The organism is Actinoallomurus sp. CA-150999, from assembly GCF_050942425.1.
Taxonomy (GTDB): Bacteria; Actinomycetota; Actinomycetes; order Streptosporangiales; family Streptosporangiaceae; genus Actinoallomurus.
Window position 1 is genome coordinate 1,082,589 of sequence record NZ_CP192063.1, and the last position, 12,751, is coordinate 1,095,339.

The 12,751-nt window shown below is 71.6% G+C and carries 11 protein-coding genes; 5 read left to right on the top strand and 6 right to left on the bottom strand.

Annotated elements, in window-relative coordinates; genetic code table 11:
- Positions 1-5: 5 nt before the first annotated feature.
- The 3 genes from ACQP2O_RS05155 to ACQP2O_RS05165 all read right to left on the bottom strand — a co-directional run bounded on the left by ACQP2O_RS05155 (position 6) and on the right by ACQP2O_RS05165 (position 3,551).
- On the bottom strand, positions 6-1,661 hold the full coding sequence (locus ACQP2O_RS05155; protein ID WP_433180355.1) for a DNA repair helicase XPB: 1,656 nt from the start codon (positions 1,659-1,661) through the stop codon (positions 6-8).
- A 73-nt stretch (positions 1,662-1,734) separates the two neighbouring features.
- Positions 1,735-2,190 carry a hypothetical protein gene (locus tag ACQP2O_RS05160; RefSeq protein ID WP_433180357.1) on the bottom strand — a complete coding sequence of 152 codons (456 nt, stop codon included), beginning with the start codon at positions 2,188-2,190 and terminating at the stop codon, positions 1,735-1,737.
- Positions 2,191-2,264: 74 nt separating this feature from the next.
- Positions 2,265-3,551 (bottom strand): MFS transporter, encoded by a 1,287-nt coding sequence (locus tag ACQP2O_RS05165; RefSeq protein ID WP_433180359.1) that lies wholly within the window; start codon positions 3,549-3,551, stop codon positions 2,265-2,267.
- 77 nt (positions 3,552-3,628) lie between these two features.
- On the opposite strand from ACQP2O_RS05165, the gene ACQP2O_RS05170 reads away from it, so the two are divergent.
- Together ACQP2O_RS05170 and ACQP2O_RS05175 are read left to right on the top strand one after the other, a co-directional pair.
- Positions 3,629-4,381 (top strand): AraC family transcriptional regulator, encoded by a 753-nt coding sequence (locus ACQP2O_RS05170; protein WP_433180362.1) that lies wholly within the window; start codon positions 3,629-3,631, stop codon positions 4,379-4,381.
- Between the two features lie 66 nt (positions 4,382-4,447).
- Positions 4,448-4,873, top strand: a complete 426-nt coding sequence (locus ACQP2O_RS05175) for a pyridoxamine 5'-phosphate oxidase family protein (protein ID WP_433180364.1) — start codon at positions 4,448-4,450, stop codon at positions 4,871-4,873.
- Between the two features lie 139 nt (positions 4,874-5,012).
- Here ACQP2O_RS05175 and ACQP2O_RS05180 read toward each other — a convergent pair whose 3' ends face one another.
- The 3 genes from ACQP2O_RS05180 to ACQP2O_RS05190 form a co-directional block, all read right to left on the bottom strand.
- Positions 5,013-5,588, bottom strand: coding sequence for a hypothetical protein (locus ACQP2O_RS05180; RefSeq protein ID WP_433180366.1), 576 nt, complete (start codon positions 5,586-5,588; stop codon positions 5,013-5,015).
- Between the two features lie 526 nt (positions 5,589-6,114).
- Complete coding sequence (locus ACQP2O_RS05185) at positions 6,115-8,457, bottom strand: helicase-associated domain-containing protein (RefSeq protein ID WP_433180368.1); 2,343 nt, start codon at positions 8,455-8,457, stop codon at positions 6,115-6,117.
- A gap of 176 nt (positions 8,458-8,633) precedes the next feature.
- Positions 8,634-9,887, bottom strand: a complete 1,254-nt coding sequence (locus tag ACQP2O_RS05190) for an MFS transporter (RefSeq protein WP_433180370.1) — start codon at positions 9,885-9,887, stop codon at positions 8,634-8,636.
- A gap of 254 nt (positions 9,888-10,141) precedes the next feature.
- Here ACQP2O_RS05190 and ACQP2O_RS05195 point away from each other — a divergent pair, with 254 nt between their 5' ends.
- The 3 genes from ACQP2O_RS05195 to ACQP2O_RS05205 all read left to right on the top strand — a co-directional run bounded on the left by ACQP2O_RS05195 (position 10,142) and on the right by ACQP2O_RS05205 (position 12,649).
- Positions 10,142-10,936 carry a MarR family winged helix-turn-helix transcriptional regulator gene (locus ACQP2O_RS05195; protein WP_433180372.1) on the top strand — a complete coding sequence of 265 codons (795 nt, stop codon included), beginning with the start codon at positions 10,142-10,144 and terminating at the stop codon, positions 10,934-10,936.
- On the top strand, positions 10,933-11,757 hold the full coding sequence (locus tag ACQP2O_RS05200) for an ABC transporter ATP-binding protein (protein ID WP_433180374.1): 825 nt from the start codon (positions 10,933-10,935) through the stop codon (positions 11,755-11,757). The genes ACQP2O_RS05195 and ACQP2O_RS05200 overlap by 4 nt, the downstream gene beginning before the upstream one ends.
- A 76-nt stretch (positions 11,758-11,833) precedes the next feature.
- Positions 11,834-12,649 carry an ABC transporter permease gene (locus tag ACQP2O_RS05205; protein WP_433180375.1) on the top strand — a complete coding sequence of 272 codons (816 nt, stop codon included), beginning with the start codon at positions 11,834-11,836 and terminating at the stop codon, positions 12,647-12,649.
- The last annotated feature ends 102 nt before the right edge of the window (positions 12,650-12,751 follow it).

Below are 12,751 nucleotides of genomic sequence, written 5' to 3' on the forward strand. Positions count from 1 at the left end.
CTGGGTCAGATCTCCTCGTCGGAGGAGTAGACGGCGTCGGCGTCGACGATGCGGTAGGCGTAGCCCTGCTCGGCGAGGAAGCGCTGCCGGTGGGCGGCGTAGTCCTGGTCGAGGGTGTCGCGGGCGACGACCGAGTAGAACCGCGCGCCCTTGCCCGACGCCTTCGGGCGCAGGACGCGGCCGAGCCGCTGCGCCTCCTCCTGGCGCGACCCGAACGTCCCCGAGACCTGGATGGCCACCGAGGCCTCGGGCAGGTCGATGGAGAAGTTGGCGACCTTCGAGACGATCAGGACGGACAGCTCGCCGCTGCGGAAGGCGTCGAACAGCCGCTCCCGCTCCTTGATCTTCGTCTCGCCCTTGATCACCGGCGCGTCGAGGCGCTCGCCGAGCTCGTCGAGCTGGTCGATGTACTGGCCGATGACGAGCAGCTGCTCGCCGCGGTGGCGCTCGACGAGGGCCTCCACGACCGAGGTCTTGGTCGCCGTCGTCGAGCAGAAACGGTAGCGCTCCTCCTGCTCGGCGGTCGCGTAGGCGAGGCGCTCGGAGTCGGTGAGCGTCACCCGGACCTCGACGCAGTCGGCCGGGGCGATCCAGCCCTGGGCCTCCATCTCCTTCCACGGCGCGTCGTACCGCTTCGGGCCGATGAGGGAGAACACGTCGCCTTCGCGGCCGTCCTCGCGGACGAGCGTCGCGGTCAGGCCGAGCCGCCGGCGGGTCTGCAGGTCGGCGGTCATCCGGAAGATCGGCGCGGGCAGCAGGTGCACCTCGTCGTACAGGACGAGGCCCCAGTCGCGGGCGTCGAAGAGCTCCAGGTGGGAGTAGACGCCCTTCCGCCGGGTGGTCATGATCTGGTACGTCGCGATCGTCACCGGCCGGATCTCCTTCTTGGTGCCGGTGTACTCCCCGATCTCCTCCTCGGTCAGCGAGGTGCGGCGCAGCAGCTCCTGTTTCCACTGGTGCGCCGACACGGTGTTGGTGACGAGGATCAGCGTGGTGGCGGACGCGTGGGCCATCGCGGCGGCGCCCACGATCGTCTTGCCCGCGCCGCAGGGCAGCACGACGACGCCCGAGCCACCGTGCCAGAACGACTCGGCGGCGTCGCGCTGGTAGGTCCGCAGCTCCCAGCCGTTCTCCTCCAGGCTGATCGGGTGGGCCTCGCCGTCGACGTACCCGGCGAGGTCCTCGGCCGGCCAGCCCAGCTTGAGCAGGGTCTGCTTGAGCGTGCCCCGCTCGCTGGGGTGCACGGCCACGGTGTCGTCGTCGACGCGCTGACCGAACATCGCCTTGAGCTTCTTGGCCCGCAGCACCTCTTCGAGCACCGCGCGGTCCGACGAGGCCAGCACCAGCCCGTACGTCGGGTGTTTCTCCAGCCGCAGCCGGCCGTACCGGCCCATCGTGTCGGTGACGTCGACGAGCAGCGCGTGCGGCACGGGGTAACGCGCGTAGGTGATGAGCGCGTCGATCACCTGCTCGGCGTCGTGGCCCGCGGCGCGGGCGTTCCAGAGCGCGAGCGGGGTGATCCGGTACGTGTGGACGTGCTCGGGCGCCCGCTCCAGTTCGGCGAACGGCGCGATCGCCTTGCGGCATTCGTTCGCCAGGTCGTGGTCGACCTCGAGCAGCAGGGTCTTGTCGGACTGGACGATGAGCGGGCCGTCGGTCACGGGATGCCTTTCTGGGGTGGAACCTCAGTGTCCAACAGTCGGAGCCCCCAAAAGGCTTCCCGCGCGTGATCGGTCAGTACGTGCCGCTGGTGCTCGACGAGTGGTTGGCGAACGTGCCGATGCTGTACAGCACCACGAACAGGATGATGACCAGCACGATATTGAGGACGACGCAGACCCACGACCACAAGGTCAGCTGCTTGGCGGACTCCGGGTCGGTGTTGTTCCGGTTCATGGCCATCGCGGCGAGGATGATGCCGGGCAGCCAGGCGATCCCGCCGCAGCAGAGCAGCGCGGAGATGATGTTGCAGACGAGCGCCCCGACCGTGCTCCCGTTGGAGCCGCTGCTCGGTGCGCCCGGCGGCCCGTAGTAGCCGTAACCCTGCTGCTGCCCGTAGGCGTTCTGCTGGGCGTACGGGTCCTGCCAGCCGGGCTGGGCGTTCTGCCAGCCCTGCTGGCCATAGGGGTCCTGCCCGTACGGGTTCTGGCCACCTTGACCGTACTGCCCATACGGGTCCTGCCATGTCACGGTGAGCCCCCAGGTCGACAATCCAAGGATGTAAACGGCACGCCAAGCATGACGGATAAGTACGACTCATCCGATCACCGTTTGGTTCCATCTTGCCGTCCCGAAAGTCGATTGTCCGAGGGACTTTCCGGTTCGACGAGAAACAGGCCCAGTACGAGGGCGGCGACGGGGACCGCGCCCAGGCTCAGGAAGACCCCCTGCGGGCCGTACGCCTCGGCGATGAGGCCGAACACCGGGGAGATCAGGCCGCCGACGCTGACTCCCAGGCCCAGCGTGACCCCGGCCGCCGTTCCCGGCCGTGTCGGCAGGTAGTCCTGGCCGAGCTTGACGAGCACCGCGAACGGGATGTTCAGCGCGACGCCGCTGAACACGGCGAACAGCAGGGGAACGACCGGGCCCGGGGCCAGGCGGAGCCCGACCAGAGCGGGGATCGCCACCGCGCCGCCGATCTGCACGGTCCGGACCAGGCCGATCCGGTCGGCGACGCGGCCGCCGAGCAGGGTGCCGGCGACGCCCCCGACGAGGAAGCACGCCAGTGCGGCGCCCGCGAGCACGCGTGAGGAGTGCAGGTGCCGGATCCAGTACAGCTCGATGAAGGTGTTGACGCCGAAGAAGGCCACGGACCGCACGATCTCGATGCCGGTCAGCACGAGGAACGGCGGCCAGCGGTCCGTTCCCGTCCGTGCCGCGGCGGACGCGGTCCCGGCCCGTCGCCGCCCGTGCCGGAGGAGGACGAAGGCGATCAACAGGGCGGGCGGGATGAACAGCGCGCTCGCCCCGACGCCCATCGACACCAGCGCGGGCGTCGCCAGGACCGGAGCGAGGAAGAACCCGACACTGCCGCCCGCGGCGAACAGGCTCATCGCGGTGGTGCTGTCGCCGGCCGTCTCCCGAGCCCCTTTCCCGGCGGCCGGATGGAACATCGCCACGCCCAGCCCGGAGATCAGGATCAGGCTCCAGACGAGGGCGTAGGAGTTCACCAGTCCGGACAGCCCGAACCCGAGCCCGGCGACCGCCACGCCCACGGCGGCCAGCCGGCCGAGTCCCTTCCGGTCCACGGCCACGCCGATGAACGGCTGAGGCACCGAACTGCCCAGCGTGGCGGCGAGGGTCAGCCCGGAGGCGGCCACGTAGCCGTAGTGACGGTCCAGCACGAAGTACGGCACGCTCGCGGGGACCAGCCCCTGATACAGGTCGTCGACCGCGTGCGCGACCGCCCACACCCACATCCGCCGCAACGCCGAGGACGGCACGGTCGGCTCCGGCGTGGTCGGCTTGGTCGGCCCGAGGGCGTCGGCCGCTTCGCTCACGGTCTCCGTACGGGGCGCTCCGTCGCCGACACGGGTCCCTTCGGTGGTCATGATCGAGGTCCTGAGTGACACATGTGCTCAGGATCGGGTCCGGTACGGGGAGCGGGCTTCCGGTACTCTGCCAACAAATGTCGGTAACCCGCCAACATCTCACCGGCCCGACGCGCAAGTCGTTGCAGCACGGCGCCTGGATCGACTGGCACGACCACGCCCGGCACCAGCTCGTCCATCCGAGCCGGGGCGTGCTGCAGGTCTCCACGAGCGCGGGCTCATGGGTCGTCCCTCCACACCGCGCCGTGTGGATCCCCGCCGCCGTGGCCCACTCCCACCAGGCGCACGGCCCCACGCAGATGCGGACCCTCGTCTTCGACGCCCGGGTCAACCCGCTCGGGCTCGACGCGCCCACCGTCCTGGCGGTGACCCCGCTGATGCGCGAAGTGATCATCGCGCTCAGCGACGACGACGGACTGACCACCCGCCGGCGGCGCAACCTCGAGGCGGTCGCCCTCGACCAGCTGCGCCGCGTCGAGGCACTCCCGCTGTGCCTGCCGACACCGGCCGACCCCCGGCTCCGCGACGTGGCGGGAATCCTGACCGCCGACCCCACTGACCAGCGCTCCCTCGCCGAACTCGGGCGGGCCGTGGGCGCGGGCGAACGCACGCTCAGTCGGCTCTTCCGGGAACAGACGGGGATGACCTTCCCGCAGTGGCGCACCCAACTGCGGCTGCACCACTCCCTCACACTCCTCGCCACCGGAACGTCGGTCACCACCGTCGCGGCCGCCAGCGGCTTCCGCAGCCCCAGCGCGTACATCGAGTCGTTCCGCCACGCCTTCGGCGTCACCCCCGGCCGGTACGCGGGCGGCGCCGACCCGCGCTGACTCTTTGCCGCCCTACGGGTTGGCGATGGGCGCGGCCCGGTTACGCATCACGGAGTGACGCAGGTGATGAGTGTCGGGGAGCGCGAGGCGTTCCTCGCGGGAGTACGGCTCGGCGTGCTGAGTGTGACCGAGAGCGGCGGAGACCGGGCGCCGGTGACCGTGCCGATGTGGTATGCCTACGAGCCCGGTGGCGAGCTGTACTTCATCACCGGGGCGAAGAGCCGTAAGGCCGAGCTGATCCAGGAGGCCGGCCGGGTCACGCTGTGCGTGCACAACGACGACCCGCCCTACCGGTACGTGACCGTGGAGGGGCCGGTCACCGCCGTCGACGAACCGGCCGGGGAGGCCGAGCGTGCCGCGCTGGCCCACCGTTATCTGGGGCCGGAACTCGGCGAGCGGTATCTCCAGAGCACCAGCGGAGAGGGCCTCACGCTGATCCGGATGCGTCCCGTGCATTGGTCGAGCGCCGACTTCGGCAAGCGCGGGGGATGATCTGCCGCGCGTTTCTTCGCCGCGAGGATATGGGCGTGAAATGGGAAGGGCCGAGGGGCCGTATTCGGGGGTCGATGGCCCCTCGACCCATTTCGCCGTGGTGAGCTGATGGATCCGGCATCAGCCTGTCCTGGGCGCGCTAACGGACGTTCTTGTAACGGCGCGCCGAGAAGGTGGCCGCATAGGAGGCCGACCAGGTGTGCTGGCCCGCCTTGGCGCCTGGGTGGGGTTCCTCCCACACGATCGGGCGGCCCCCGCTCGCCCAGCCCATGAAGATCGCGACGTGGCCCTTCGACGTGCTCTGCGGGTCGTGGGTCAGCACGTCACCGTACCGGAGCGATTTCTTGGAGATGGCGCGGGAAAAGCTAAGGAGGCTTCCGGTCCATTGGGACGTGTGCAGCCCCCAGGCCATCGAGACGTAGCCGGAGCAGTCCTGCCGGTAGCGGCCGTAGCCGTTGCAGTAGTAGCGGCTCTGGGAGTACGAGACCTTGCCGAGCCAGCTGTGGGCACGGGTCTTGATCTGGGCTCGGGTCAGGTGCAGGTTGCTGCGGGGGTTGCCCTTGCACGCCTGGGCTGTGACGTCCGTGGCCGTCACGGCGGCCGGGGCTTTCGCGGTGGCCGGGGCGGCGACGGCGGCGTGTGCGGTCGCCATTCCGGTCAGGGCAAGGCCGGCCGTCATCGTCGTCGCTGCCAGGGTCTTTACGGTAATGCGCATCTGAACTCCCGTTGTGGAGAGATGACTATGGGCATTACGGTCGGCCGACCGATGGGAACCCTGCCTTCTGTGATGTACGAGTCGCAAGGGCAAAAGAGTGACATTTGTGTGCGCTCGGTGACATTCGCGGATTGATCATGGAATATCGGCGCTGAATGCCGGTGACCGGAAACGGCCACGGCCGCCGGGTTTCGGCGCAGAATAAGCCGTTGACCTCGGCACGGGCGGTGCTGTGAGTCAGGGCGAGCCGTCGACCTCGGCGCGGGCGGTGTTGCGGGTTGAGACGAGCTGTTGACGTTGGCGCGCTCAGGTGTTGCGGGTCAGGACGAGGTGGTGACGTCGGCGTAGCGGGTGCTGTGAGCTAGGGCGAGCTGTCGACCTCGGCGCGGGCGGTGTTGCAGGTTAAGGCGAGCTGTTGACGTCGGCGCGCCTAGGTGATGTGGGTCAGGGCGAGGTGGTGACGTCGGGGTGGCCGGAGCAGTGGGCGAGGACGAGCTGCCGAGTTCGACGACGTCGGTGCTGCGGGTCAGGGCGAGCCGTCGACCTCGGCGACGCCGGTGATGCGGTGCAGGGCGAAGCGCTGTACGGCGGCCCGCGTCGCGTCGTACGCGGTGAGGAACCCGCCCTCCACGCGAGCCGGCTCGATGATGCGGCTGGACGCCTGCCCCTGCTGGTCGAGGTAGCCGATCCACACGCGGGCGCCCCGATCGGCCGCCTGCCGGAGCTGCTTGACCATGGCCATGGCCGGGGAGCGCGGCGGCGCGCCGCTCGGGACGGCGGCCCGCGCGGCGCTCTCGCCCGCCCGGAGCGCGCGGACGGCCGCCGTCACGACCGACGGATCCGGGCCGGCCACGCCGACCAGGGAGTGGTGCGCCGGTTCGTACGTGCCGTGCGTGGTCTCGGCCCGGCGCGCGTCGAGGCGGGTGACGACGACGGAGCCCTCCGGCGACTCGGCCACCGGCGCGTACCCCAGCGCGCGCAGGGACTCCAGCAGCTCGCCGCGGGAGATCCGGGAGGCCAGGACCGTCGGCGCGAGCCGGTGCAGCCGCAGCTGGTCCGAGCGCCGGTCCGCGAGGATCTCGTCGAGCACGGCCGGGTCGTCGCAGCGGACGTACGCCGAGGCGACGCCGACCCGCAACCGGCCGTGCCGGCGGGCGACGTCCTCGATGAGGTAGGTCAACGGCTGCGGCAGGTCGGTGGCCGAATGCCGCTTGAGCAGGTCGATCAGCTCGGCCGCGCCGCGACCAGCGTCGAGCGCCCGGCGTACCGACTCCGGGGTGAAGCGGTAGACGGTGGCGCCGCCGGTGGACTCGACGTCGGCGGCGAGCGCGAGCTCGCGGGCCAGGTCGCTGACGAGCGGGCCCGGGGCGACCGCCGTCAGGTCGGCCTGGATGAGCACGTGGTCGACCGGTTCGGGCAGTACGGCGGCGAGCGCCTTGGCCGCGTCGCCGCCCGAGAGGAGCGCCCGGGCGTGGCCGGACAGGGCGCCGAGCCCGGTGATACCGAGCACCTCGGCCTCGCGAAGGGTCCAGCCGACGAGGCGTTCGCGCAGGGTGCCGCCGCGGCGCGGCTGCTGCCACGTGAGGTAGGCGAAGACGTCGTCCGCCCTGGGCGCGGTCCCCGGCTCGGCGTCGCCGAGCGCGCCGAGCACCGAGCGCCGCACCTGCGGGGCGCTCACCCGTACGGCCTCGTCGGACAGCGCGTTGATGAGCCGGTCGCGGTCGTCGCGCTCGCCCGCGAGGCCGGATGCCCGGTCGGTCAGCAGCCAGGCATTGGCCAGGTCGGTCCAGCGGCGCTCGACGTCCCGCAGCCGCCACAGGTCGTACGCCTGGGTCGGCAGCCACTCCGCGCCCGCCGGGCCGTCGTGGTCGCCGTCGCGGGCGAGCAGCCCGGCGGCGTACGCCACCTCGATGAGCAGCGCGGCCGTCCACTCGGGCACGTCGAGCCGGCCGGCGGTGGCGCGCAGGTCGCGGATGCCGAGGCCGCCGCCGCGCAGCACGCCGGGCGGGTCGACGCCCCAGTGGTCGAGCAGGTCCTCGATCGTGCGCACGAACGTGAACGCCTGGCCGCCGGCGGTGCGATCCACGAGCGACCGCGGGCGCGCGGTGCCGTCGAGGGGCGGCGGTGCCGTCCGCAACTCGGCGAAGACGCGGCCGCCGCGCAGGTGCAGCCCGACCTCGCGGGGCAGGGTCACGGTGCGGTCGTCGGTCGCGGCCAGCAGGCCGCGCGCGAGAAGGCGCTCGATGGGGGAGGCGGCCGTGGCGAGGCTGACGGGCCGGCGGGCGCCGTCGACCCGGCCGACAGGCGGCCCCCACGCGAGCCGGTCGAGCGCGGCCCTCGCCTCTGGGCCCGCGTCCTCGATCAAGGCGGCGATCCGGCCCGGGATGTCGTCGACCGACTCCAGACCGAGGTCGCCGAGCAGCTCCGCCAGCCGGTCGGAGGGATAGGAGGCGAACGCCTCCCGGAGCGACGGGCCGAGTCCGGCCGGGTGCGGAATGACCTGCCGCCCGCCCGGCACCACCCGGAGGGCCTCGTCCTCGCCCCACACCAGGGCCAGGGTGCGCAGCCGGTCCACGGTCTCCCGGATCCGGGCGCCGGCCTCGGCGGCCGGCTCGGCGGAGACGGCCGTCACGAGGTCGTCGTAGGGGATGGGCGTGGGCAGGACCAGCAGCGCCTCGAAGACGTTCAGCGCGAGCCGGTCGAGGCGGTCGAGCGCCCGCGACACGGCGGATGCCGCGGACGCCCGGGCGGCCAGCGCTCCCATGTCGGCGGGCACGGGAGTGATCAACTCGGGGCGAGCCGCGAACAGGGCGCGCAGACCGTCGTCGTCGCGCGCCCGCAGCCAGTCGGCGTAGGTCTCCGTGCTCACGACGACAACGGTATTCGCGGATGGCGACCTGATGGTCCCGCACGGGTACGGAATCGACGCCGCGCGTGATCGCGGCCAGGGCGTGTCCGACGAATCCCGTTCGTGGCGAGCGGCGTCCAGGCGTCGTCCGGGCGTCGCGCAGCCGAACAGCGGATTTGTCAGACACGCCCTGAGCGTCAGGGCGCCGTCCCGACCCCTGCCTCGGCCAGGCGGCCGGCGGGGAGCCGGCCACTCCTGTTCACGAAGGTCAGCGCGGTCGCCGAGAAAACGCCGAGGAGCAGCAGCACGAGCCACGGCAGGCCCGCCACGTTCAGGGCGCGCGACAGGCCCATCGCGGCGGCGCTGAGCAGGTTGCCGAAGACGGAGCCGACTCCGGACAGCAGGTTGTTGACGCTGTAGTACGTCCCGATCCCGCGGTCGCCGGCGAGGTCGGCGATGGTGGCCATCTCGAACGGGAAGACCATCATCATGCCGACGGACAGGATCGCCGCGCACAGCATGATGGGGAGCAGGCGGATGAGCGGACCGCCGTGCGCGGGCGGCAACATCAACGGGACGAACGCGACACCCATGATGATCAGGCCGCGCACCATGACCTGGCCGGGTGTCCAGCGCCGCTCGCACCACTGCGTGAGGCGTACCTGTCCCGCGAGACCGAGCAGGGCCGACAGGACGAACAGGGCCGTGATGCCGGTGCGGCCTCCGGACACGTGGCGTACCTCGATCGGCAGGCCGAACGAGAGCTGGTAGACGAGCGAGTACGACGCGAACATCGTCGCGGCGAAGGCGAGGAACACGCGGTCGCCGAGCGCCTCCCGCCACTCGGCCCAGAGCGGACGCGCCGAGCCCGCGTGGACGCCGGCACAGGAGGGCAGCACCCGCCACTGCACCAGCGTGAGGACGACGAAGACCCCGGCCGCCGCCATGCACAGCGTTTCGAACCCCGAGTCGACCAGCAGGATTCCGGCGATCGGGCCGATGAGCAGCCCGACCCGGCGGCAGACGCTCGTCAGGGCGAACGCCTCGACCTTCCGCTCGCCTTCCACCTGGGCGAGGTACGCGCGCCTGGCGGGGATGAACAGCGCGCGGGCGAGCCCGCTGAACAGCGCTGCCCCGATCAGCCACGGCACGGCGGTGGACAGGCCGAACAGCGCGCAGCCCAGGGCCTCGAGCGCGCATCCGACCACGAGCACCGGCTTGTAGCCGATACGGTCGCCGAGCGTGCCGACGACGGCGAACAGGCCCTCGCTGAAGTGGCGCAGCCCCAGGAGGATGCCGACGAGCCAGACCGCCAGCCCGACCCGGTGCGTCAGGTGGTCGGCGAGGTACGGCGCGAGCATGAGGAGCCCGGCCGTCTCACCGCTCTCGTTGACCAGCAGGATCTTGGCGGGGCGGCTCATGGACATGAACCCCCGCACCGTGGCGATCACTGTTCTTCCCCTCGTACGGACATGGTGCTCCGTTCGGACTGCGTGGGCGGGCCGTCGGGGGGATGGAACTGCGGCGTGGGCTCCTCGGCGCGCGTGATGGCCGACCACACTATGGAGCAGCTTCTTTACCGTCCGTGACGAGTGGCGAAGTGGAGGGAGCGTCCTTTCCTGGCCGCCAATCCTCACTGGCCACTACAGCCACGTCGGTCCCAGGGGAAATGATTACCTCTGCTTAAGAGGTAATATCCGGAATTATGGGCAGCGATGGCGTTCGGCTGGGCGGCGACCTCATGGACGTGACCATGGCGATGCGCCGCCTCGTACGGCGCAGGCTGCGCGGAGTGACACCACCGCCGGACCTGCGCCCGGCCCAGGTCGAGCTGATGCTGGTCGTCGACCGCAACCCCGGGGTGAGCGTGGCGGCGGCCGCGCGCGAGCTCCGGCTGGCCGACAACACGGTGAGCACCCTGGTCAACCAGCTGATCCGGGCCGGGATGCTGCGCAGGGAGACCGACCCGGACGACCGACGGGCCGCCCGGCTGGAGCTCACGGGCGCGGCACGCCGGCGCATCGCCGACTGGCGGGACCGTAGGGCCCACCTCGTCGGGGCACGGCTCGACGAACTGTCCGACGAGGACCGGGCGTCGATCGCCGCGGCGCTGCCCGCCCTGCGCCGACTGCTCGCCCGACTGGCGGAGCCGGCGGACGGCGCCGCCGGCCGCACGGCCGGCCCGTTCACGGAGCCGGCCGACGTGGGCCGCCCGGCGGCGACATCCGCGTTGCTGTCCGACGACGAGGCCGACCGCCCGGCCGCTCCGGACAACGCCGGCGGTCGTCCGGCCGCGTCGGACGGCGCAGCAGGCTGCCAAACCGTTTCAGGCAATGCCGTTGGTCGCCCGGCGGCGTCATCTGCGCTGCCGCGCGACGACGAGGCCGATCGCTCGGCCGCGTCGGACGGCGCAGCAGGCCGCCAGGCCGTTTCAGACGACGCCGTCGGTCCCTCGGCGGCGTCATCCGTGCACGCGTCTTCAGACGGGGGTGACAAATGAGCGACGGGAGCGAACCGGCGGACCGGCTCGCGGTGGTGTGCCGGGGGCTGCGGCACGCGTTCGGTGGCAACGTCGCGGTCGACGGCGTCGACCTGGAGGTGGCCGAGGGTGAGGTCTTCGGCCTGCTCGGCCCGAACGGGGCGGGCAAGACCACGACGATCCGGCTGATCACCACTCTGCTGCCCGCCACGCCGGGCATGGTGGAGGTGTTCGGGCTCGACGTGGCACGCCATCGGATGGCCGTGCGCCGGGCGATCGGCTACCTGCCCCAGCAACTGTCCGCCGACGCCGCGCTGACCGGCCTGGAGAACGTCGAGCTCTTCGCCCGGCTGTTCGACGTGCCGCGCCGCCATCGCCGGGAACGAGTTGAGGAGGTCCTGTCCGCGGTCGGGCTCGCCGACGCGGCCGACCGGCGCGCGCAGACGTACTCCGGGGGGATGATCCGGCGGCTCGAACTCGCTCAGGCCCTCGTCAGCGCCCCGCGCCTGCTCATCCTCGACGAGCCGACCATCGGCCTGGACCCGGTCGCGCGCGACGGGGTCTGGGAGCGCATCCAGGAGGTTCGGCACGCCACCGGGATGACCGTTCTGGTGACCACCCACTACATGGACGAGGCCGACCAGCACTGCGGCCGGATCGCGCTCATGCACCGGGGCCGGATCCAGGCCCTCGGTACCCCGACCGAACTCAAGTCCGGGCTGGAACCCGGTGCCACCCTGGAGGAGGTGTTCCGTGCCTACACCGGAGACCGGCTCGACGAGCCGGGACACGGATTCCGCGACACGCGCCGCACCCGGCGCACGGCCGGCCGACTCGGCTGAGCCCGCGACCTCGGGGCCACCGGTCGGCTCGGCTGAGCCCGTGACCTCGGGACCGTCCGTCGGCTCGGCTGACCCTGTGGCCTCCCGGCCGCTGGTCGGCTTGGTCGAGCCGTCGGCCCGCCGGGCGGCTTGGCGCCTGCCGCTCGCGCGGGTGACCGCGATGTGCATCGTCGAGCTGCAGAAGATGCGGCACGACCGGACGGAGCTCTACACCCGCGCGATCCAGCCCGCGCTGTGGATGCTGATCTTCGGGGAGACGTTCTCCAGGATCCGGGCCATCCCCACCGGGCACGTGCCGTACCTGGACTACCTGGCACCGGGCATCCTCGCTCAGTCCGCCCTCTTCATCGCGATCTTCTACGGCATCCAGATCATCTGGGAGCGCGACGCGGGCGTGCTGGCCAAGCTGCTCGTCACGCCGACCCCGCGGGCGGCGCTGGTCACCGGAAAGGCGTTCGCCGCGGGAGTGCGCTCCCTGGCCCAGGCCGTGGCCATCATGATCCTTTCCGCGCTGCTCGGTGTGGCGCTGACCGTCAACCCGGTGCGCTGGCTCGGGGTCGTGGTGGTCGTGATGCTCGGCACCGCGTTCTTCTCGTGCCTGTCGATGACCATCGCCGGTATCGCCATCTCCCGGGACCGGCTGATGGGCATCGGGCAGGCGATCACGATGCCGTTGTTCTTCGGGTCGAACGCGCTGTACCCGGTGAACATCATGCCGGGGTGGCTGCGCGCCATCAGCCGCGTCAACCCGCTGAGCTACGAGGTCGACGCCCTGCGCAACCTGCTGATCGGCACGCCGGGGCATCTCCCTCTCGACATCGGGGTGCTCGTGGTGGCCGCGGCGGCCGGGATCGCGGCCTCGTCGGCGTTGCTGGGCCGGCTCGTCCGCTGAGCGGGGCCCGGCGGCAGCGGACCGACCGGCGGCTGAGTGGATCGCTTGGCCGCCGGTCGGTCCGCCGCGGCCGATTCGGGGATCTGCCTGGCCGCTATCGGC